This window comes from Serratia sp. NA_13, assembly GCF_052691735.1.
In genome coordinates this window covers 15,942-38,454 of record NZ_JBQZFV010000021.1, presented here as the reverse complement: position 1 = coordinate 38,454, position 22,513 = coordinate 15,942, and the positions used below count along the sequence as shown (strand labels likewise).

Annotated in this window: 17 protein-coding genes and 2 pseudogenes; 7 read left to right on the top strand and 12 right to left on the bottom strand. The window is 53.8% G+C overall.

Annotated elements, in window-relative coordinates; translation table 11 throughout:
- Positions 1 to 31 precede the first annotated feature (31 nt).
- The 3 genes from ACUTSU_RS21250 to yhjD form a co-directional block, all read right to left on the bottom strand.
- Complete coding sequence (locus ACUTSU_RS21250; RefSeq protein WP_445654697.1) at positions 32 to 844, bottom strand: CDP-diacylglycerol diphosphatase; 813 nt, start codon at positions 842 to 844, stop codon at positions 32 to 34.
- A gap of 59 nt (positions 845 to 903) precedes the next feature.
- Positions 904 to 2,226 carry an MFS transporter gene (locus ACUTSU_RS21245; RefSeq protein ID WP_135318459.1) on the bottom strand — a complete coding sequence of 441 codons (1,323 nt, stop codon included), beginning with the start codon at positions 2,224 to 2,226 and terminating at the stop codon, positions 904 to 906.
- Positions 2,227 to 2,554: 328 nt separating this feature from the next.
- Positions 2,555 to 3,574 carry an inner membrane protein YhjD gene (gene yhjD / locus ACUTSU_RS21240; protein WP_445652753.1) on the bottom strand — a complete coding sequence of 340 codons (1,020 nt, stop codon included), beginning with the start codon at positions 3,572 to 3,574 and terminating at the stop codon, positions 2,555 to 2,557.
- Positions 3,575 to 3,914: 340 nt separating this feature from the next.
- On the opposite strand from yhjD, the gene ACUTSU_RS21235 reads away from it, so the two are divergent.
- Positions 3,915 to 4,781, top strand: coding sequence for a crotonase/enoyl-CoA hydratase family protein (locus ACUTSU_RS21235; RefSeq protein WP_445652752.1), 867 nt, complete (start codon positions 3,915 to 3,917; stop codon positions 4,779 to 4,781).
- A gap of 16 nt (positions 4,782 to 4,797) precedes the next feature.
- Here ACUTSU_RS21235 and pdeR read toward each other — a convergent pair whose 3' ends face one another.
- On the bottom strand, positions 4,798 to 6,792 hold the full coding sequence (pdeR, locus tag ACUTSU_RS21230; protein WP_445652751.1) for a cyclic di-GMP phosphodiesterase: 1,995 nt from the start codon (positions 6,790 to 6,792) through the stop codon (positions 4,798 to 4,800).
- Between the two features lie 561 nt (positions 6,793 to 7,353).
- Here pdeR and spy point away from each other — a divergent pair.
- Positions 7,354 to 7,854 carry an ATP-independent periplasmic protein-refolding chaperone Spy gene (gene spy, locus ACUTSU_RS21225; RefSeq protein WP_445652750.1) on the top strand — a complete coding sequence of 167 codons (501 nt, stop codon included), beginning with the start codon at positions 7,354 to 7,356 and terminating at the stop codon, positions 7,852 to 7,854.
- 127 nt (positions 7,855 to 7,981) lie between these two features.
- On the opposite strand, the gene ACUTSU_RS21220 is transcribed toward spy, so the two are convergent.
- Positions 7,982 to 8,815, bottom strand: coding sequence for a phosphoenolpyruvate hydrolase family protein (locus tag ACUTSU_RS21220; RefSeq protein WP_445654688.1), 834 nt, complete (start codon positions 8,813 to 8,815; stop codon positions 7,982 to 7,984).
- Positions 8,816 to 8,827: 12 nt separating this feature from the next.
- Positions 8,828 to 10,045, bottom strand: a complete 1,218-nt coding sequence (locus ACUTSU_RS21215) for a Tm-1-like ATP-binding domain-containing protein (RefSeq protein ID WP_445652748.1) — start codon at positions 10,043 to 10,045, stop codon at positions 8,828 to 8,830.
- 326 nt (positions 10,046 to 10,371) lie between these two features.
- Here ACUTSU_RS21215 and ACUTSU_RS21210 point away from each other — a divergent pair, with 326 nt between their 5' ends.
- From ACUTSU_RS21210 to ACUTSU_RS21200, 3 genes are all read left to right on the top strand, one after another.
- Positions 10,372 to 11,007, top strand: a complete 636-nt coding sequence (locus ACUTSU_RS21210) for a TetR/AcrR family transcriptional regulator (RefSeq protein ID WP_445652747.1) — start codon at positions 10,372 to 10,374, stop codon at positions 11,005 to 11,007.
- A 403-nt stretch (positions 11,008 to 11,410) separates the two neighbouring features.
- Positions 11,411 to 14,512, top strand: a complete 3,102-nt coding sequence (locus ACUTSU_RS21205) for an autotransporter outer membrane beta-barrel domain-containing protein (RefSeq protein WP_445652746.1) — start codon at positions 11,411 to 11,413, stop codon at positions 14,510 to 14,512.
- A 463-nt stretch (positions 14,513 to 14,975) separates the two neighbouring features.
- Complete coding sequence (locus tag ACUTSU_RS21200; protein ID WP_445652745.1) at positions 14,976 to 15,827, top strand: helix-turn-helix domain-containing protein; 852 nt, start codon at positions 14,976 to 14,978, stop codon at positions 15,825 to 15,827.
- Here ACUTSU_RS21200 and ACUTSU_RS21195 read toward each other — a convergent pair.
- The 4 genes from ACUTSU_RS21195 to ACUTSU_RS21180 form a co-directional block, all read right to left on the bottom strand.
- On the bottom strand, positions 15,817 to 17,601 hold the full coding sequence (locus tag ACUTSU_RS21195) for an ATP-binding response regulator (RefSeq protein ID WP_445654687.1): 1,785 nt from the start codon (positions 17,599 to 17,601) through the stop codon (positions 15,817 to 15,819). The two genes, ACUTSU_RS21200 and ACUTSU_RS21195, sit on opposite strands and share 11 nt — an antisense overlap.
- On the bottom strand, positions 17,598 to 18,092 hold the full coding sequence (locus tag ACUTSU_RS21190; protein ID WP_445654686.1) for a molybdopterin-dependent oxidoreductase: 495 nt from the start codon (positions 18,090 to 18,092) through the stop codon (positions 17,598 to 17,600). The genes ACUTSU_RS21195 and ACUTSU_RS21190 overlap by 4 nt, the downstream gene beginning before the upstream one ends.
- A gap of 317 nt (positions 18,093 to 18,409) precedes the next feature.
- Positions 18,410 to 19,762 carry a glutathione-disulfide reductase gene (gene gorA / locus ACUTSU_RS21185; protein ID WP_445652742.1) on the bottom strand — a complete coding sequence of 451 codons (1,353 nt, stop codon included), beginning with the start codon at positions 19,760 to 19,762 and terminating at the stop codon, positions 18,410 to 18,412.
- Between the two features lie 133 nt (positions 19,763 to 19,895).
- Entirely contained in the window at positions 19,896 to 20,738 is an 843-nt protein-coding gene (locus ACUTSU_RS21180) for a 23S rRNA (adenine(2030)-N(6))-methyltransferase RlmJ (protein WP_445652741.1), read from the bottom strand.
- Positions 20,739 to 20,873: 135 nt separating this feature from the next.
- Here ACUTSU_RS21180 and ACUTSU_RS21175 point away from each other — a divergent pair.
- Positions 20,874 to 21,278, top strand: a pseudogene (locus ACUTSU_RS21175) (ASCH domain-containing protein).
- A gap of 36 nt (positions 21,279 to 21,314) precedes the next feature.
- A pseudogene (locus tag ACUTSU_RS21170) lies at positions 21,315 to 21,491 on the top strand (diadenosine tetraphosphate hydrolase); the annotation flags it as partial.
- A gap of 207 nt (positions 21,492 to 21,698) precedes the next feature.
- Here the strand turns inward: ACUTSU_RS21170 and ACUTSU_RS21165 are convergent.
- A complete protein-coding gene (locus tag ACUTSU_RS21165) occupies positions 21,699 to 22,127 on the bottom strand; it encodes a hypothetical protein (protein WP_445652739.1) in 429 nt (142 codons plus the stop codon).
- Positions 22,124 to 22,489: a tlde1 domain-containing protein gene (locus ACUTSU_RS21160; RefSeq protein WP_445652738.1), complete on the bottom strand. Its 366-nt coding sequence runs from the start codon at positions 22,487 to 22,489 to the stop codon at positions 22,124 to 22,126. Before ACUTSU_RS21160 ends, ACUTSU_RS21165 begins: the two co-directional genes overlap by 4 nt.
- Positions 22,490 to 22,513 lie beyond the last annotated feature (24 nt).

The following is a 22,513-nucleotide window of genomic DNA, read 5'->3' as shown; positions in this document are numbered from 1 at the left end:
TAAGGGCCCGCGGATTCTCCTGCGGGCTGTTTTACTTCAATACCCGGCAGTCATGATCCTGGATCTCTTCTGACGAAGCCAGAGTAAACGGCAGCAGGCTACGCTCGGTGGCCAGCAACAGAAAATCGCCGCCCGGCAATGCCGTCATCGCCAGGCCAAAGCTCCCCATGCGGCCCTTTGAGCGTGCTACCTCATCTGCCAGCAGGCGGAAAGCGCCCTGTTTGTGCAACTCTTCAGGCGTCACCCGGCGCACCAGATAATCATGGCCCAGCAGGCCGCCAGGCATCGGCTCCCACCGCTCGCTGTAATCTGCTGCATACTGCGCCAGCTGCGTTTTTACCGAAGGCAGCAGGCAGGAGATATGAATGTGCAGCTGGTTCTGAGTGCGGCCATAGGCTGAATTAATCGCCAGCGAAACATCGGCGTCGTCGATCGCCTTGCCATACTTATCGGCCATAAAGTGCCGTGCCTGCCAGGCCTGCTCAAAGAAGTTCGGGGTGGAGGCTGCCAGCACCGCAGGGCTTTCAATGCCGGTGATTTTAACGCTTGGCATCAACAGATATTGCAACGGGCCGTTACGGTCTTTGAACACCACAAAACCGGCCTGTGGGTCCACCTGCGCGCAGGGAGCCGGATTGTCATGCGTCTGCTGGTTGGGCAGACACTGTTGGCTGACTATACGCCACAGCGCGCTTGATTGGGGTGGCTTCACCCATATCCAGAGCGCACCAGCAATGACAATGGCGGCCATTAGCAACGGCGCAACGTACAAAAACAGTCTGCGGCGCAAAGACATGATTGATTTCCATTTCCGTAAAAGGAGAAGCGTTGAGCATAGTCTGATTTTATGACAGGAGACAGCGCGGGAAGTGCGGCCCGCAGGCAGGGGCCGCATAAACAGGGTTACAGCGACTGGTCGCGAGTTTCTTTCATCAGCAGCAGGGCGATCAGCGTGAGACAGGCCATGGATGCCAGGTACAGCCCGACGTAGAACAGGCCGTAGTGAGTTGCCAGCCAGGTAGCGATATAAGGTGCCACTGCCGCCCCGAGGATCGACGCCACGTTGTACGAAAACGAAGCCCCGGTATAACGCACCTCGGTTGGGAACAGCTCTGGCAGCAGCGCGCCCATCGGGCCGAAGGTCAGGCCCATGATGCTCAGACCACACAGCAGGAAGCCCATCACCAGCGCCTGGTTACCGGAGCCCAGCATGCTTGGGAACAGGAAGGCGAAAGCTATCATCAGCAGAGTGATGACGATCATGGTCTTGCGGCGACCAAAAGCATCGGCCAGCAGGCCGGCAATCGGCACCATCACGCCAAAACCAATCACCGCCACCATCAGCATCCACAGGAAGCTGTTGCGTGAGTAGCCCAGCCCCAGCGGCTGCGCCGTGGTGCCGTAGGTCATTGAGTAAACCGTCATCAGGTAGAACAGGGTATAGGTCGCCAGCATGATAAAGGTGCCGAGGATGGTCGCCTTCAGATGCTTGCTCAGCAGCGTGCCGAGCGGGATTTTCACCTGTTTGCCGGCTTTGGCCACCTTGGCGAACACCGGGGTTTCATGCAGCGATACGCGCACGTAAAGGCCGATCAGCACCAGAGCGGCGGACAGGATAAACGGCACGCGCCAGCCCCATTCCATAAACTGTTGGTCAGTCAGCAGCCAGGAGAGCAGCAGGAAGGTCCCGTTAGCGAAGAAGAAACCGATAGGCGCGCCCAGCTGTGGGAACGAGCCGTACAGCGCCCGCTTTTTGGCTGGGGCGTTCTCGGTCGCCAGCAAGGCGGCTCCGCCCCATTCACCACCCAGCCCCAGGCCCTGACCGAATCGCGCCAGCGCCAGCAGGATAGGGGCGAAGATACCGATGGTTTCGTAGCTTGGCAGCAAGCCGATCAGCACGGTGGAAATCCCCATGGTGAGCAGTGAGGCGACCAGCGTCACCTTGCGCCCCACGCGATCGCCAAAGTGGCCGAACAGGGCTGAGCCAATCGGACGTGCCACAAAGGCGACGGCAAAGGTGGCCAGCGACTGTAGCGTCGCGGTAGTGGGATCGCCCTGCGGGAAGAAGATATGCGGGAATACGATCACCGCCGCGGTGGCATAAATATAGAAATCGAAAAACTCGATGGCGGTCCCGACCAGCGAGGCGACAATCACTTTTCCGCGTGAGTTGACTGGTGTTGGCGCGTCGTCGGCGTCCAGAGTTGGTGCGATGGAGGCTTGCATAATTTTTCTTATATTTTGGATTGGTAAAAATCCATCTTAGTCATAGCAAAATGCCTTTTCAATGGTGAAACTTTGTACAATGCCGCGATTAACCGGTTAAAAAGCTTAATATTTCATTGCTGTGTTTCTGCGTGGTTTTTAACGTCGCCAAATGAATGATTTGCAGACTGAACATCTGTAAAAGCCGCAAAGAAAAGTTATCGGGTAGTTTGTTATGCTGGATTTGGCCGGTGAGGTAGTTATTTTTTGGTTTAATATACTGGGTTATGGGCTTAAGGTTGGAATAAAACACCAGCCACCAGATGGTGGCCGGTATGATTGCATTGCTTTAGGGGGCGGATTGCTCGGAGGCTGGCAGGGTTTTGTCTTCTTTATACTGCGCAGTGGCGATCCAGGCGGCGCAGAAAAGCGTCAATCGGGCAAAGAAATAGAAAAACGCCATCAGCCCGATGACCGAACCAAAGGCGGCACCGGAAGGGGATTTAGCCACCTGTGGCAGCGTCATGGTCATCACAAACTTAATCACTTCGAAACCGATGGCGGCAAGCAGCGTGCCGCGCAGCAGCGCTTTTTTCTTCGGCTTATGTCGCGGCAGCATCCAGAAGATCCACAGGAACAGCAGATAGTTGGCGAAGATGGAGATCGACAGCGCAATCAGCGTCATCGCCGGCCGCAGCCACTCGATACCCTCCAGGCCCAGCGCACGGACAATTGCCGCCTGTGCCGAACCGGCGATGGAGGTCAGCGTCAGGGTGATAATCAGCGCTACCACCAAGCCACTCAGCGAAATAAAGTCGCGGGTGTATTTGAAGTAGATTTTTTCCTGATCCTGCGGGTTACGTTCCCATACGTCACGCGACTGCGCACGGATCGCCTCACGCAGGTTGCCCATCCAGCTAATCCCCGAATACAGCGCCAGTGCCAGACCGGTCAGCCCCACGGTGGTGCGCTGTTGAATCGCCGTATTGACGGTATTTTTCAGCGTGCTGGCCAGTGTAGGGTCACTGATGCTACCAACAATCTTATTAATTATCCCGGTTAACAGGTCAGGGTTGGATGCCAGCACAAAGCCGACGGCGGCAAATGACACCATCAAAATCGGGATCAGCGAAAGAAACGAGAAATAGGTGATAGCGGCACCGAACTGGCTGCCCAGACGATCGTTAAAGCGCTCGGCGGCGCGCAGCAGGTGAGCGATGCTTGGCCAGGCCTTGATGCGTTCGATCAGGCGTGAAAAACCGGAGATGCGCCGGTCAATAGTCTGGTGGCCGGTTTTGATGGCGAGCAGCGGCTTTTGCGGCGCTTCACTGTTGGGCTGTCGGGGGTCTTTATCTGATCCTGTAGGCATTACGTCACGATTTCCTTAACGATAAATAGGCTCTCTCAGCCTTGATTATAGCCAAAAGGCGTGCCGATTTGGCCGCCGGGTGGGGCAACCGACTAATTTGTGAGCTTAACGCGTTCGTTCACCGGGTGAAATGCTACTGCCTGCCGATAGGTAAAATTCTTATTCCGGCCCCGTGCCAGTGCGGTTTTTTTCGTTCACCGACCTCCAATTTTTATCTGTTTCATCACCAAGAAAGCGTTTACTCATGATGTGGCGCTGCGGTTTACCAGCCGCCGCGTGACTGCAGCCGTAGGGGCTGGAACGGTTTCACCTGTTATCACTGGATAAAATGGAAGGCCATATGAAATTACTTAATCACCCCACCTGTCGTCCGTTTACCGAAGCGGGCAATTTGACACAGATTTCCGCCTACTATGAAGAAGAGCGGCACATCATGTGGATGCTGTTGCGCGCTGAGCCTCGCCCTTGTTTTAATCAGGCGTTAATAGAAGACATCATGACGCTGGCACAGGCCGCAAAAGAGTCATCATTGCAGTTTGATTTTTGGGTCACTGGCTCGCTGGTGCCCAATATGTTCAACGTGGGAGGCGATTTGCAGTTCTTCGCCGAAGCGATTAAAAATCGCAAGCGTGAGGCGATGATGGCTTACGCACGGGCCTGCATTGATTGCGTGCATGCGGCAGCTCGCGGATTTGATACCGGAGCGGTTAGCATCGCGATGGTGGAGGGCAGTGCGCTGGGGGGCGGCTTTGAGGCGGCGCTGGCGCACCATTTCGTTCTGGCGCAGAACAATGCGCGCATGGGCTTCCCGGAAATTGCGTTTAATCTGTTCCCCGGCATGGGCGGCTATTCGCTGGTGGCGCGTAAAGCAAACATGCGCCTGGCGGAAGAGCTGATTTGGGGAGGCGAGTCGCATACCGCAGAATGGTTTGAAAGCCGCGGCCTGGTCGATCAGTTATTTCAGCCCGGCGACGCTTATATAGCTACCCGTACCTTTATCGATACCATTCGGCCCAAACTGAACGGCATGCGTGCCATGCTACGCGCTCGTCAGCGGGTGCTGCAGCTGACGCGTTCGGAACTGATGGACATTACCGAAGACTGGGTGCATTCGGCCTTCACCATTGAGGGGAAAGATCGCGCCTATATCGAACGTCTGGTGATGCTGCAGGATCGTCACACCCTGAACCTGCGTCGTGCCGGCTAATGATGCCCTGCCCGCCTCACGCTGAGGAGGATGGCGGGCGATAAGACTGCAGCCAATGCTCCAGCTGTTCCGGGAGCATTGGCCGCGCAAACAGGAACCCCTGTTTTTCATCCACGCCGATTTCATCGAGGAACCGGTTTTCGCTTTCTGTTTCCACGCCTTCGGCGATCACCCGGAATTTAAGCGCTTCGGCCGCCGCGACGATGGCACGCACCAGCGATTGTGAAACCGGATTATCATTCACCCCACGCACAAAGCTTTTATCCAGTTTTATCGCATCCAGCGGAATACGTGCCAGCTGTGCCAGCGAAGAGTAACCGGTGCCAAAATCATCAAGATGGACCTGTGCACCCATTTGGCATAACCGGGTGATCACTTCGCGCGCGCGTTTTTCATCCTCAATCAGGCTGCTTTCCGTAAGTTCGAAATCCAGCAGGCAGGGGGTCAACTGATTGTGCTGCAACACCTGCGCCAGATCTTCAACGATAGAGTCATCCACCAACTGGCGGGCGGAAAGATTGACCGCAACCCGCAGTGGTAATCCTTGCCGTTGCCACTGAGCGGCCTGTTTGGCGGCGGTTTGTAGCACCCAACGGCCAAGCGGACCGATCAGACCTGACTCTTCCGCGTAGGAGATAAACTGCAGCGGTGGGATCAGGCCGCGCTCGGGGGAATCCCAGCGCACCAGCGCTTCCACGCTACATACCCTGCCGCTGAGGGTCTCTATTTTGGGCTGGTAATACACCACCAATTGATTTTGTTCCAATCCCTTACGCAGGTTGGTGTCCAGCCACATGTATTCCGCGACGCGTTTATTCATTTCCGGCGAGAACACGGTATAGGTCCGTTTGCCGTGCTCTTTGGCGACATACATGGCGGTATCGGCACTGCGGATCAGGCTGTCGAGGTCGTTGCCGTGTTCGGGACACAGGGCGATGCCAATTGAACAGCCGGTATAAACTTCGATAAGCCCTATGCGGAACGGCGTTTTCAGCCGGTCGATAATGTGCTGGGCCAGGCGTTGCAGCATTTCGCGGTCGGCCTGCTGGGCCAGCACCAAGAATTCATCGCCGCCCAACCGGGCCAGAGTTTGGTCGTTATCCAGACAGCCGAGCACCGCCAGCGACACCTCTACCAATAAACGGTCGCCGAACATATGGCCGTAGGCGTCGTTAACCTTTTTAAAGTTGTCGAGATCGAGATACACCAGCCCAACACTGTGGCCATCGCGAGTGGCGATCGACTGGGTGATTTTGTCCTGAATGGCGTTGCGATTGGGCAGGCCGGTAATGATGTCGGTATTGGCCAGCACCCGCAGACGTTCCTGGGCACGGCGTTCTTCGGTGATATCGGTACCGGAGCAAATCAAGAAAACTTCATTCTTGCCGCTGCCGCTGTGGACGAACTTGTTGCGGAACAAAAACAGCCGCTCGCCTTTAACCGTTTTAATCCAGCGTTCCACCTCATAGGAGGAACCATTACGGAAAAAACCGGCGATGTTGCGCCGTGATGCCGAGGCTTCCTCCGGGCTCATAAATAATTGAAAGACGTTTTTACCAATAACATCATGTTCGTGCAGGCCGGTGTACTCTTCGCTCAGGCGGTTGAAGCGCTGAATGCGGCCGTGTTGATCGACAATCACAATCACGGAGTTGGCTTCGGACACTACCTGCTCGGCAAAGGAAAGGCCGTGTACCAAATCACGGGCGACCGATTGGGTATCGCTAAAGGCGGAGGCGGTGCCTGCCCATTCCAGATTGTTGACTCGCCGCCCAACCAGATGCAGATGTATTGGTTCGCCGCCGAGCGTGATGGTGATATCAAGGCTGGCGGTAATGCCGCTCAGGCGACGAATTTTAGCTGCCTGCATGGCGCTGAGCGCCACGGCCACATGAGTTTTGCCTTTGACTGCCGACAACGCCAACGCATTGCTGTCAAACGTCAACCGCCAATAAGGGCTGTTGGTGCCGAAGTGGGCGTTAAGAAGCATAGGGCCTTGGTCTGCGAACATGATGATTCCTCAAAAGGGCACGACAGCCAGGCCTGTGCGATGAGCGCAGCCGCAGGTTTCTGGCCCGGGGAGTGGCCGTAGTGCGCGTATCTCCATCATATAACACGTTTTTCACCGGCGGGGGATGAAACTATTATATAAGCAATAATTAGTTTTGCCCTGTAATCGTCAGATTGCCGCACGCTTTAAAGTGTAAGTGAGAACCTGAGATTTCGAGAGGTTGGGGCGATTTTAGCGTGTCGGCACCGCGATCATTTTGTTGCAGGGCGGTTGTAGCAGAAGGGGCTTAATTATAATAAAGTGGGCCGCCGGCAGGAATAATCCTATAGAAACAGACGCCATGTTGTGGTGATTTTTCTCGCTGAGAAACCAAAATTTCCAAATAATACGCATTATCTTCATAATTCATTCACTATTGATGAATAAAAGTGTTTCGGGCTTTAATAAATTTACATTCCATCGCATTACTATATATTTATCGGCCTATTATTATCTCCGACGAAAGATGAGCCTGTTCACGTACAGCTCTCCTGATGAAGAATAATTTTTAAGGAAATGATTATGCGTAAACTGACCGCTTTATTTGTCGCCTCTACTCTGGCACTGGGTTCTGCTTCCATAGCGTTTGCTGCAGATACCACGGCAGCACCGACCACGACTGAAGCCACCCCGATGAACATGAAAATGATGCATCACAAAGGTGAAGGCAAAGGTGGGCCGTTTGCCGGCCTGAACCTGACCGAGCAGCAGCGCCAGCAAATGCGCGATATTATGAAAGAATCGCACCAGAAACGCGGCGAAGGGACCAAAGAGGAACGCCAAGCATTGCATAGCATAGTCGCTTCCGACAGCTTCGATGAGGCCAAAGCGAAAACCCAAATTGATGCCATCAGCAAAGCACAGTCCGAACATATGCTGGAGCGCGCCAAAGCTGAAAATAAAATGTATAACCTGCTGACCCCTGAGCAGAAAAAACAATACAATGAGAATTATCAGAAACGCGAACAGAAAATGATGGAACACATGAATAATATGAAGTCGAAAATGACGACTGCACAGTAATAATTCCATGCGGTAAATAAAAAGGGCCAGAATAATTTCTGGCCCTTTTGCTTATCTCACTGCTACTTCACTTCCCGTTAAACAACGGGTTTCCCCTGGTGTTGTGCGCGAGTAAGCTATTTTCCAATCAATCTCTGTTAATTTTTTTAAATTGGCGCGTGGTTTCAGTTAACGCCAGTTCCGTAGGTAAGCGTTCCATCGAACTGGCGCCGTAGAAACCATCGACTAACGGACAGTGCTGCATGATATACGCAGCATCCTCAGGCGTGGCTATGGGGCCACCGTGACACAAGACGATCACGTCTTCGCGAACCTGTTTGGCGGCCTGGGCCCATTCGTTAATCAGAGGGATGCAATCTGCCAGTGTCAGCGAAGTTTCTGCGCCAATGCTGCCGCCGGTTGTCAGCCCCATGTGTGGGACGATGATATCTGCCCCTGCTTCGGTCATCGCGATTGCGTCTTGCGCATTAAAAACGTAAGGGGTGGTCAGCAGATCTTTCTCATGAGCCAGCCGAATCATATCCACCTCTAACGCATAACCCATCCCGGTTTCTTCTAGGTTGGCGCGGAAATTGCCATCAATCAGGCCGACCGTTGGGAAGTTTTGTACGCCAGCGAAACCCGTGTTCTTAATCTCATCGAGAAATTTATCAAAGTGGCAAAAAGGATCCGTACCGTTGACCCCAGCCAGAACCGGGGTCTGCTTGACCACCGGCAGGACTTCTTTGGCCATGTTCATCACGATTTCGTTGGCGTTGCCATACGCCAGCAGGCCGGCCAGGGAACCTCGGCCCGCCATGCGGTAGCGACCCGAGTTGTAAATGACGATCAGATCGATACCGCCGGCCTCTTCACACTTGGCCGAGAGCCCGGTGCCGGCACCGCCACCGATGATAGGTTCGCGGCGAGCAATCATTTCCCTAAATTTGGTCAGTAATGCCTGTCGAGTGTGTTTGGCCATGTGTAACTCCAATCAATAAGAATGAGAGATCTCCCGGAACTGTTGCACGGCAGCGTCGGCAAAGCGGGGATCATTGATGTTGTAAGGGATCTTGATCAGGCGCTGTTTTCCTTTGGGTTGCCACGTCGCTTCCAGCGCATTGACGAAAGCGGCCAACGCCTCAGGATCCCAAAATGCCTGCCCGGGTGAATCAAGTGCTGAAACACCTCCTTCAGGGATCAGGAAGCGAATTTCCCCTGCGCATGCGTTCAACTTTTTACCGATCCAGTGACCCATTTGGGTATTTTCTTCTGGTGTAGTCCGCATCAGCGTCACTTGGGCATTATGGTTATAAAACTGGCGTTCGGCGTAGCGAGCAGGGATGGTACCGGGATGACCAAAGTTGATCATATCCAGCGCACCGCAGGACATGATGCAGGGAATGCCGGTACGGGCTATCGCGTCGAAGCGATCTTCAGTACAGGCCAACACGCCACCAAACAGATGGTCACAGACTTCGGTGGTGGTTAAATCGAATACCCCGTTCAGCAGATGGTTGTCGACCAGTTTTTCCATTGCCTGACCACCGCTGCCTGTCGCATGAAATACCAGGCAATCCCACCCATTCTCAATTGCTGCAGTTACTGCCTGAATGCAGGGAGTCGTGACGCCGAACATGGTAAGCCCAACGGCAGGTTTACTGTCTGTATCAATCGGTGTGGCAAAGCGAACGGCGCCGGCAATTTGGTGTGCGGCATTGCCCAAAACGAGGCGGGAAATACGATTCAGCCCGGCGACGTCGGTAACCGAGTACAACATGCCAATATCGCTGGCACCGACATAACCGGAAGTGTCACCGGAAGCCATGGTCGACACCATCAGCTTTGGCAGGCCAATGGGTAATTGTTGCATAGCAGGTGTAATCAATGCGGTGCCGCCGGAACCGCCCAGGCCAAGCAGGGCTGCAACATCCTGGCGTGAGAGCATGAATCGCTCGAAAGCAATAGCCATGGCGGCAATGGCTTTACCACGGTCGTCACAAAATACGGCCTTCTCGCCTTCAGGATGATAGCTGGCGACGGTGGCGGCGGAAACATCGGCAGGGTAGCTGGCCGGGATATGATGAGTAGATAAATCGACGGTGAGCGTGGGTAATCCGGTTTCGGCGATCAGGCTGCGAACATAAGCCAGTTCTCGTCCTTTAGTATCCGCCGTTGTCGCAATATAGATGATTGCCTGATTATTGTTCATTAGCCTGTTCCTGAATTGTAGGTTCGGATGGCCGCCACGCTGTTTTATAATTTTATTATAATTTAATTGGTTAACTAAATTGAATCCCTGGTGCTGACTAAGGTTGCTGAGCGTAGTCGGTGAATTCATCATCATAATGAGACTGTAGTATCATTTAAGCAAGTGGGTTTGATGGGAAAATGAGATTAATGTCTCATTAGATGAGTGAAAGGGCGGAATAGCCTCTTCTCTTGGATAGCGCAGAGTCAGGCAAGTTTGTTACAGTGGCCCATATTTGCCTGAGCTCTTGTTCTGGCCTGCGTTAGATTGGTGAGAAAGGGGTCGTCGTGCCATTAAATCTACCCGAAAATTTGACTCATACACGAGCCAGAACCCGCAAGCTGTTGCTCGCCAGCGCGATGGTATTGTTCGATGGTGGGGCCTTTCCCTCCATTACTGAATTGGCCCAGCACGCGCAGGTTTCCCGCGCGACGGCCTATCGTTACTTTCCTACTCAGAGTGCATTGATCACGGCGGTGGTTGCAGAGAGTTTGGGACCTATTCTTGAATGGCAGCCGATAGACAATGATGCTGGGGCGCGGATCCAACAATTACTGAGTTTTGCTTATCCACAAATGGAGCAACATGAGGGCGCTTTGCGCGCGGCATTGCTATTGTCCCTCCAGCAATGGGCCGAGGCACAATCCAGCACCGTTAAACCTGTGGAAAAGTTCGTCCGTGGCAACCGCAAACGCCTGCTGAACCTGGCGGTAGAGCCACTGCAGGATAAACTGCCGCCGGAGGCATTACAGCGGGTGATTCATTCTTTTTCGCTGATCTATGGCTCAGAAGTTTTCCTGGTACTGAAAGATATTTGGGGTCTGGATCTCGGTGGCATTCAGGATGTGACGCAATGGATGGCGAAAGCCATTATTCGCCAGGCCGAAGAAGATGCGATGAACAGCAGAAAACCGCTAGCATGATAGTTCAATTTTTATGGTTATTCTCGGCGAAAACCAGCACATTTCACTGAGTGAGTCTTGGCAATAGTTATAATTAAAACTGATAAAAAGAGCGTCTTAAGCATTTTTTAACCGGTCGCCTGGAGATGTCTATGTGGCTTTTTTTTTATATTATCCATATTTTTCATTGAATTAAATTTCATCCACAGCGCGATAAATTCACGTTTCTCGCTGATGATATTCATCGAAGATCCTTATGTCTTTCCCCCTTTTTACTCGATCCTCAGGTTTGCCGTTTAGATCATCCAGCGCCTTGACCCATTAGGCGCGCTTGAGATTGTTGTGCTTTATTTATTTGGTGTTACGAAACTGTTACACAAAAAATCAATAAGACATTTGCAAACAATAGCGGACGGTATCTGGGATGGAAAATAGACGTAGAGGAGTCAAGCCTGTTCAGGCGGCCTTCGGCTGGCCTGAAATTGGTGTTAATCGCGCACGGCGGAGTGCTGTGCTTTTTTGTCTGGCGGCGATCGGTGGAGCGCAGGCTGCACCTTATGTAGAGAGCGGTAAGCCGGGCGATCCTGCCAGTTGGCGCAGTAATGAATTCAACGCCGAATGGGGCCTGGGGGCGATCCACGCCGATCAGGCTTACGCCGCCGGTTATAGCGGGAAAGGCGTAAAACTCGGTATTTTCGATCAGCCGGTGTATGCCAAACATCCGGAGTTTGCCAGCCAGGGCAAAGTGATCAATCTGGTGACGACCGGCATCCGCGAATACACCGACCCCTACATTCCGGTGAAAAAAGGCGACGTATTCCGCTATGACGGCACGCCGAGCGTGGATTCCGACGGCACACTGGGTTCACACGGCACTCATGTGGGCGGCATCGCTGCCGGCAATCGCGATGGTGGTGAGATGCACGGCGTGGCGTTCAACGCGCAAATCATTAGCGCGGAAAACGGCGATCCCGGCCCGGAAGACGGCATTATTCTCGGTAACGATGGGGTGGTGTACCAGGCCGGCTGGGATGTATTGATTGCCAGCGGCGCGCGCATTATCAACAACAGTTGGGGCATTGGCATCACTGAGAAGTTTGATCAGGGTGGCAAGGATCCGGCCTATCCTCACTTCACGCTCGCCGACGCGCAAAAGCAATTCGATCAAATCAAACAGATCCTCGGCACAAAAGCCGGTGGCGCTTATCAGGGCGCGATCGATGCGGCACGCAGCGGCATCGTTACCATTTTTGCCGCCGGTAACGACTCCAACCTCAACAATCCGGACGCCATGGCGGGTCTGGCCTATTTTGTGCCGGAGATAGCCCCCAACTGGCTGTCGGTCGCCAGTCTGCAGGATCCGAACAACACCGGCGATTACAGCATCAGCACCTTCTCCTCCCGCTGTGGCTATACCGCCAGCTTCTGCGTTGCCGCGCCGGGTAGCAAGGTATACAGCTCAATCATCGAAGGCAACAGCGTCGATAACCTGACCACCGGTTACGCCAAATACAGCGGGACCTCAATGGCGGCGCCACACGTGGCCGGCAGTATTGCGGTGCTGATGGAGCGTTTCCCGTACATGACCGGCGCGCAGGTTGCCTCGGTGCTGAAGACCACCACCACCGATATGGGGGCGCCGGGTATTGATGCACTGTACGGTTGGGGGATGATCGATCTGGGCAAGGCGATTAACGGCCCAGGCATGTTTGTTACCGAGCAGGATATTCCTGAAGAGTTTCGGGTTAGCGGCGCTTACGGCCCGGAACAGTTCGTGGTGAATTTGCCGGGCGTTGGTGGGGTGCTGGACAAGGGCAAACCGACCGAACGTGTGTGTGACGATACTCATTGCGGGTTGGATGTCTGGAGCAACAACATTTTCGGTCACGGTGGCCTGACCAAACAGGGTATCGGCACCCTGGTGCTGACCGGCAACAACAGCTACGCGGGGCCGACGCTGATCAATCAGGGCCTGCTGGCGGTTAACGGTTCGGTGACGTCGGACGTCACAGTGCAAAACGCTGGCGTGCTGGGCGGCTCCGGCACTGTGGGGTCACTGACCGCCCGCAGCGGCGGTACCGTGGCGCCGGGCAACTCGATCGGTACGCTGAACGTGGCGCGCAACGTCAGCTTCGAGCCGGGTTCCCGCTATGCGGTGGAAGTGGCGCCCAATGGCCAGAGCGATCGGATCCAAAGCAGTGGATCGGCAACGATCGGCGGCGGTGAAGTGGCCGTCTCGCTGGAGAACAGCACCAATCTGCTGTCGCAAAGCGAAGTTCGCAGCCTGCTGGGCCAGCAGTACAACATTCTGACCGCCCAGCAGGGCATCAGCGGGCGGTTTGATTCGGTAGCACTGAACTACCTGTTCCTCGATACCGGGCTGACCTATCAACCCAATCAGGTGACGCTGAACGTGGGCCGTAACGACACCTCCTTTGCCAGCGTGGCAGTCACCCAAAACGAACGTGCGGTGGCGGCAGCGGCGGATGCCCTGGCGGCGGGAAACCCGGTGTACGAGAGCATCCTCAACGCCGGTTCGGCAGGAGAAGCGCGTCAGGCGTTCCGTCAGCTGTCCGGGCAGATCCACGCGGATATCGCCTCGGCACAGGTTAACGACAGCCGTTACCTGCGTGATGCGTTGAACGGTCGCCTGCGGCAGGCGGAAGGGTTGGCGACCTCGCCGGATATCAAGGCTGACGACGAGGGCGGTGCCTGGGCGCAGTTACTGGGGGCCTGGGACCATGCGTCGGGCGATGCTAATGCCACCGGCTATCAGGCCTCGACCTACGGCGTGCTGGTGGGGATGGACTCGGCGTTGGCGGATGACTGGCGCTTGGGCGTGGCGACCGGTTACACCCGGACCTCGCTGGACGGTGGCTACGGCTCGAATGCTGACAGCGACAACTACCACCTGGCGGTGTACGGCGGCAAACAGTTCGGTGAACTGGCGCTGCGTGCCGGCGGTGGCTACACCTGGCACCGCTTCGATACCTCGCGCTCGGTTAATTACGGCATGCAGTCAGATCGCGAAACCGCGAAGTACAGCGCCCGTACCGAGCAGGTGTTTGCCGAGGCGGGTTACAGCGTGAAGGCCGACTGGGTGAACCTGGAGCCGTTCGCCAACCTGGCGTACATCAACTTCCAAAACAATGGTATCTCGGAGGACGGCGGGGCGGCGGCGTTGCACGGCGACAAACAGCACACCGATGCTACGGTATCGACGCTGGGTCTGCGTGCGGATACCGAGTGGCAGGCGAGCAAAACCACCAGCGTGGCGCTGCGCAGCGAACTGGGTTGGCAGCATCAGTACGGCGATTTGGATCGCGCTACCGGGCTGCGCTTCAACGGCGGCAACTCGCCGTTCGTGGTGAACAGCGTGTCGGCCTCACGTGATGGTGCGGTGCTGAAAGCCAGTGCGGAAGTGGCGGTGAACAACAACGCCACGCTGTCGTTGGGCTACGGCGGGCTGCTGTCGCAAAACTACCAGGACAACAGCGTCAACGCTGGCTTCACCTGGAAGTTCTGATCTACCCATCTTAATCCTGTTACCGAAACACTGGGGCCAGCTTGCTGGCCCTATTTTTTGCGTTTTTAACGGCAGGGATCACCTATGATGCAGCACGCGGTGGGGGTTAAAGCGGCAATAAAAAAACCGGGACCCTTGCGGCTCCCGGTTCAAAGTGGGGTAAAACATATTAGCGCTACGGCCCAAATTACGACGAGGATCTAGTGCATACATTCTCTTACGTCGTAACTGAAACGAGCTTTCCCTGGTGTCATTATGATTATTGGTGATGCGATCTTACTATTGTTATATTTTTATTGTGGTGTTGCTGTGTGTCTCTTCTGATACCATGTTTGACTATATGATGTGGTATGTCAAGCAATGTTTAGGTTATACATTGTACCATATACCAGTTTTGGAGCGCTTTTTTGCACGGCAAGTATGAAAACGACTGAAAAAACAGCAAAAAAAATCGAAGGAAAAAATGGATAACAATCACCAGAAATTCGATTCACAGTCGATAGCAAACCGGGTCAGGGAACTGTTTGTACAATATGGGATTGGTAAGCGTCAGCATGCCAAAGAGCTCAGCCGCATTCTGGATCTGAGTTTTTCGCATGCGCATCGTAAGCTAAAGGGGCAAAGTCCCTGGACTCTGGAGCAAATTAACAACGTTGCTGCGGCATTGGGGGAAACGCCTGCCGCGATCGTGGACACCGGCACTGAAAATGACATATCTGCGCAAACTATGGTGCGAGATGCCATCTTTTACGTGGGTGGCGTGGAGCTGGCCTGTGTGGCTTATATCGGTCATGAGCTGGTTGGCGGACGTTCGTCGGAATATGTCGCGTTGCAGCAGGCGGGGCAATGGTGTGTTTATCGCGCGGATGATGCGCCGCAGGGGCAGCGTTTTTGCGTGGAGTTGATAGAGCTTCGCTCAGCTGCCGTCGAGGATGAGCGCCTGAGCATTGCGGTACTCGATGATTCACACCAGGCGGCCGATGAGCTGACCAAATACCTGAACAGCCGCGGTTTTCATGCGGTGGCATTTTATGATGTCAGCAGTTTTAACCTGGCGTTGCAGCAGAGCCTGTTCGATGGTTATGTGGTCGACTGGTTGATTGGTCAGGAAACGGCAGACCAATGTATTGCAGCCATCCGTGCCTCGGATAACCCGGATGCGCCGGTTTTGGTTCTCACCGGCCAGTTAGGGACCGATCAGCGCGAATCTGAAATCGCCAGAGCGATGCGTGACTATGACGTACTGGGCCCTTATGAAAAGCCAGTGCGGCTCCATGTGATTGAAGCCGCACTGTTGCGCTGTTTTAATCTCTAGCGGCCAGCAGTGAAGCCAGAGCGGAAGACAACGCGTCCAGCCTGACCGGCTTCATCAAGTAATTGTCGAACAGCGCCCGCTGTTCGGCAGACAGTTGTTCCGGGGTATAAGCGCTGATGCCCACGATAGGAATACCGCGATTGGGACCACGTTGGCTGCGTAATTGTTTAGCCAGCGCGGCACCATCAATGCCGGGCATTTGCAGATCCAGCAGTAACGCGTCATAAGGCCGCCTGAGCAGCTTTTGCAGCGCCCGTTCTGACGAATTGCACAGTTCATGTTGATAGCCGAGCTTGTCCAGCAGCGCCGCAAAGGCATCACTTACCGATTTGTTGTCATCAACTACCAAAATATGTTGCTGTTTTTGCAGCAGGCTCTGGTGGTGGTGAGGTCTTTCGTCCCGCTGTTCTTGATTGCTGACTTCAACCGGAATACTGACGATAAAGGTGCTGCCTTTTTTGGGCTCACTGTAGACGGTAATGCTGCCGTCGAGCAGCGTGACCAGCCCGTGGACAATCGCCAGTCCCATACCGACGCCGCCATACTGCCGGGTATGCGACTGATCAAGCTGGGTGAAGGGCTGGAATATCTGGTCGATCATTTCCTTTTCGATGCCAATGCCGGTATCAGTGACCTCAATAATCAGTGAATTGCCGCTAGTCTGGTGCCGTAGGCTGCTATACAGCGTGATGGTACCGCTTTCGGTATATTTGAATGCGTTGGTCAGCAGGTTGACGATAATCTGTCTGATGCGCAGTGGGTCGGAATGTATCTGCAGATGGCCGCACTCCACTTCGCACAACAGCGTCACCTGTTCTTTCTGACTCAGCGTATTGATTTCATTCGCCGTTTCCTCGATCAGTCGCTGAACCTCGAAGGGAGCGATGCGCAGCTCCATCATTCCGCTGTCCAGATGGGCATAATCGGTCAGATCTTTCATCTGGCTTTCAATTTGCTGCGCGGCGATTTCCAGTCGTTGGAAGGTGTCCGCATGTTCGGCCGACACCTTGGTATTCACCAGCACATCAATGGCAGACATAATGCTCTGCAGCGAGGTGCGCAGTTCGTGACCAATGGCCCCCAGGAAGGCATTTTTGGTGCGAGTGGCTTTCTCTGCCTCAATCGCTTTGGCTTGCTGCCGGATGGTCAGGCGCTGCTGGCGCAGCACAATCAGGGTGATGGCGATCAGCGCGATCACCGAGAACATCACGATCACCAGACCATAAAAAATGATGTGTCGTTTTTCGATATAGTCTTCGTAGGCAGCGGTGCGCTGCTTCACTTCTGCGTGATCGGTCAGGTTGGCCATCTCAATCGCATAGGGCTTGATTTGCCTCATGGCCTGCGAAATAAGCGAGAAATCAATCTTTGGGCTGCTGAGCAAATGATCTATCTGATCCATTTTCTCGCGCATGTGCGTCACCACCTCGGGATAACCCGGTTCGGCGTACAGTGGCTGGGTGGATTCGGACACCGTTTCCAGCACATAAAAGCGAGAATAAAGGATTTCAAATTTAAGCCGCAGATCTTCGCTATCCACCTTCGGTGCGTTTTTCTGCTGTTCGACCAGCGTCTCAAACTCAGCCAGCTTGATGGAGAACTTGGCGATCGACCAGGAGTAATTCTCTTGGGTACCGGCGATAGCATACAGCCCCTTCTTTGACAGGGTTGCGCTGTAGTAATACAGCGTCACCGCAGAGGCAACCAAAAACAGTGCGGCAAAAATAGCCGGGATCGCCAGCCTGCTGTTGCTTTTAAACCCTGTGAGCTTCATTTGATCACTATCCTGTCCACTTGCCAGATAAAGCGTGAGTTGTAGAGCGGGGAATTCAACTCAGGCCCTGCGGCATCCCTGGGATAAACCAAAAACAGCGGGCCGAAGTTTCGGATCTTCAGCATTTCGCCATCCATCTTGTAGGCCAAAATCATATTGTATTTCTTGACGTCGGACAGCGGCACGTCGATGTAGTAATCATTCAGTGCATAAAATGTAAGCGTGCTGCCTTTGGCTCCGACACGCGCCAGAATGTCCGCCACGGCAACCCCTTCGAACTTTCTTTGCGGCGTCCAGGAGGTCGAGGTGGTGATGCTGCTCACCGGCATCGCCAGCAGTTGTTTATCGGTAAACAGATAGCTTTTCTTTACTGGGTCGGTGGTGTTTTGGATGTTGCCCGAAACTTCCAGAGTAAAACTCAGCGCGCTGGATTGGACGACCATCAAAGCAAAAAATGCCAACGTGATGTTTTTAAATAGCTTGAACAGCATCGGGGTTCTCCAGTGTCGCGGATGCTTACATGAGCTCCGCCTATTGATCAGGCAAAATAATGGCAGAAAATAACAGTTTGTGTTGAAGGGAATGGTAAAGAGCACGAAAAGAAAAGGCCAGGGGTACCCTGGCCTTAGACTGATGACAAACTTCATTCCTGCCCAGAGCGAGTAGAGGCCGATAAATAAAAATCAGGAAAATCAATTTATTGATTTTCGGCTGCTCACCACAAAGCAGGAAAACCACACTTTTTCCTGCTTTGTCAGCAACTTAAGGCCAGGGTTACCCTGGCCTTGGTTTGTTCTGATTTTTGCGCTTAGCGCATGGTGACAAATTCTTCCGCGGCGGTCGGGTGGATCGCGACGGTGTTGTCGAAGTCTTTCTTGGTGGCGCCCATCTTAATTGCCACAGCGAAGCCCTGTAGGATTTCGTCCATGCCGAAGCCGATACCGTGCAGGCCAACAATCTTCTCTTCCTGACCCACGCACACTAGCTTCATGCGGCACGGCTGACGGTGCTGCGTCACGGCGCTGTACATGGCGGTGAAGGAAGATTTATACACTTTCACGCTGTCCGCACCGAATTTCTCGATAGCTTCCGGCTCGGTCAGGCCGATAGTGCCGATTGGCGGGTGGCTGAATACCACGGTAGCGATGTTGCTGTAATCCAGGTGTTCTTCCGGCTTGTTGTTGAACAGGCGTTCGGACAGGCGGCGACCGGCAGCCACGGCAACCGGGGTCAGTTCAACGGCACCGGTGTTGTCACCTACGGCATAAATGCCCGCTACGTTGGTGTTCTGGTATTTATCGACGTCGATATAGCCATTTTCGTTGGTTTTCACCCCGGTAACGGCCAGGTTCAGGTTATCGGTCGCCGGTTCACGGCCGATCGCCCACACTAGGCTGTCGACGGTGAATTCCTTGCCGTTTTCCAACTGCAGTGTCAGGCTGCCGTCGGCGTTTTTAACGATGGCCTTTGGCACCGACTCGGTGTGCAGGCTTGGCCCTTCGGTGTTCATCACTTCGACCAGGGTTTCGACAATCATCGGATCGAAGCTGCGCAGCGGCGCGTGTTTACGCACGAACAGGTGCGTTTCGGCACCCAGCGCGTTCAGCACACCGGCGATTTCCACCGCGATATAACCCGCGCCCACAATGGCAACGCGTTTTGGCATCGCGTCCAAATCGAAAAAGCCGTCTGAGTCGATGCCATATTCTGCGCCCGGAATGTCCGGATGGCTTGGGCGCCCGCCGGTGGCGATCAGAATATGGTCGGCGGTGATTTTCTCACCGTTTACTTCAACCGTGTGGGCGTCGATAAAGCGCGCAAAGCCTTTGATCACGTCAACTTTGTTTTTGCCCAGCACGTTGTCGTAGGAATTATGGATGCGGTCGATATAAGCGGTGCGGTTAGCCACCAGCTTTTTCCAGTCAAAGGCGTTAACGGTGGTATCGAAACCGTAATCCGGGCCATACATGTGAATAGCCTCGGCGATTTGCGCCGCATGCCACATCACTTTTTTCGGTACACAACCCACGTTAACGCAGGTGCCGCCCAGTTCCTTGGCTTCAATCAGCGCGCATTTCTGGCCGTACATGGCTGCCCGGTTGACTGATGCGATGCCGCCGCTGCCGCCGCCAATTGCTAGATAATCGTAATGTTTGGTCATCTGGGATTTCCATGAATTGTGTGAATCGAAGAACGTAAGAGTTTAACGCCTGATGCAGGTTTGTCGCAAAGATTGCGCCGATAGTTGTGATAGATAACGGGTATAAAGGCGCGGCAGGCCGCGCCCCGGAAGCTTATTCCGGCACCACCCAGTTCACCAAATGGTGACCATGGCCCGACGGCACCAATATTTTGTGCAGCCATGGCAGCACGTTTTTCATCTGTTGTTCCAGCTTCCACGGCGGATTAATCACGATCATGCCGGAGGCCGTCATGCCGCGTTGGTCGCTGTCGGGTTTTACCGCCAGTTCGATCTGCAGAATATTGCGGATGCCGGTGGCTTCCAGCTCTTTCAGCATACGTTTGATCTGCTGGCGCATGACCACCGGATACCACAGCGCGTAAGTGCCGGTGGCAAAGCGCTTGTAGCCTTCTTGCAGGCCTTTGATCACGTCCTGGTAATCGGTTTTCATCTCGTACGGCGGGTCCATCAGGATCAGCCCACGGCGTGACAGTGGTGGCAACTGGGATTTCAACTGCTGGTAGCCATCGGCGCGTTGCACTTTGGCGCGATCGTCCTTCTGGAACTCGCTGCGCAGCAGTGGGAAGTCGCTCGGGTGCAGTTCGGTCAGGTGGATTTTATCCTGCGGACGCAGCAGCTGGCGGGCAATCAGCGGTGAGCCGGGGTAGTAGCGCAGCTTTTCGGTGCGGTTAAAGTGGTGCACTACATTCATGTAGGCCGCCAGTTCTTCTGGCAGATCGTCACGTTGCCACAGCAGGCCTATGCCTTCCAGGTACTCCCCGGTGCGTTCGGCGTGTTCACCGCTCAGCTGATAGCGCCCTGCGCCGGAGTGGGTATCCAGGTACAGGAACGGCTTGTCTTTTTCTTTCAGCGACTCAATGATCAGGCTTTGAACGGTGTGCTTGAGCACGTCGGCGTGGTTGCCGGCGTGGAAACTGTGGCGGTAACTTAACATGGCTTGTGGTAATTCCTTGTGCTCCCGACGGAGCGGGCTGAACAGAATAAAGGCTTATATTCTGCACAGTATAAACTGTCTGGGCGGGAAAAACCGGAATGCGTTACCACAGGTCCTCTATCAAGGAGCAGGACAATGACCGAGTCGGCTATTCTGGCTAACTATCCCGGCGCGTCGCGCTGGCAATTCGGCGACAGCCCGGCGCTGGCGGATGAGCTGCTGCAACGGGTGCTCGACGGCGACAAAACCGCAACCTGTGGTTCCTATGTCGCCTATCAACAAGAGAAATCACCGCTGGTTGGGGATTATAACGTGATCCTTAATGGCTGAGGTGAGCCCGCCTGTGTCATCAGAACGCTGTCACTGAAGCTGGTTCGTTTCTGTGATGTTACCGCCGAGATGGCTGCCAACGAGGGGGAAGGAGATAAAAGCCTGGCATTCTGGCGGCAGGAGCATCAGGCGTTTTTCGTCCGTGAAGGCAGCTTTGCGCCGGACATGTGGCTGGTGTTTGAAGAGTTTGAGCTGGTTGAAACGCTTTGAATCACAAGGAGAGAAAATGAGCTGCCTATTTCGCGATATGGCGTCGATCCCGTGCATGCCAAGCTGATCCCGATGTACGGCACCGCCGGGCTGGAGCACTGGCAGCCGATAGAGTCCAAATCGAGCAAATTTTTCGATCGTTACGAGGGGGATCTTTCTTCTCACGATGCCGCGCGCGCCGACTATGGGCATCTGGCCGCGCTGGCGGCGTAAATCCGCCAGCGCACAGCTTAAGGCACTATCTATCAACGCCCGGCCATTGATGTAAGAAGGTGAGCCGGTTCCCCTTTCAGTCACGTTTTACTCTGACATTACCGGCGCTAAATCGGTGAGAGAACCGTTTTAATACCTTCGTCTGTGGCCAGACTAACTCAGGTTGACACTCCACCAACGAACCCGGATGGAGCTTTAAATCCTCTCTTAAAATTCACGCATAACGACAATATATCCGTTAAAGCCAACGGAACATTCATTGTTGTTAACTATAGCGGAACCAATAAAAGTATTATGTTTCCCTGCTGTGTTTTCGTAAGTGTACTTAATGATGAGATTCCGTGGGTTATCGTTTTGGTAAATGGAAATAAGCTCTTTATATTTAACGAAGGTGGTTTCTTGTGCGTCTTTTTTAGCTAGCTGCATAGCCAGTAATATATTGACTGGTTTGTTGTCGAGAAGTTCTAACTTGGTTTTTTTGGCAACTATTGATTCCTGTTTAACCCCCATTTCATCAATCATTGCATCGTAAACAGGGCGTTCTACTGCTGAGCCAACAACGACGCATGGGTGTTTCTCCATGGCCGCTGATGAGAGAGAAAGTAAAAGGAGTGAAGAGGTTAATAAATTTTTCATTTTACAATCAACTCTCTGTCGCCACTATTCCATATTTCACTTCTGTATTTTGGATTGGCGACGATACATCCTTGTGAGGCTTTGCCTGGGTTTTTCAGGCTATCACCGTGGATTTTAAAGGCATCGCGATTGCACATATTGCTGGTGCTGGTTGGGGTTAAGGGAAGCGTATATTTCCCAGTGTTTATTGAAGTGTAAGGTGCTCCAATTTTATACCGCCCTCTCGGCAACGGGCCTTTGTTTTTCAAACATTCAAATTCAGGGTTGTTTTGATAACCCACAGCACCAGCATATTGTGCATAAAATTTTAATTCTCCATTTAAAGAAAATTTTCTTGTCCTAACCTCATAAATCCATGCCATGTTAATTCCTTTTTGTTTTTCAAA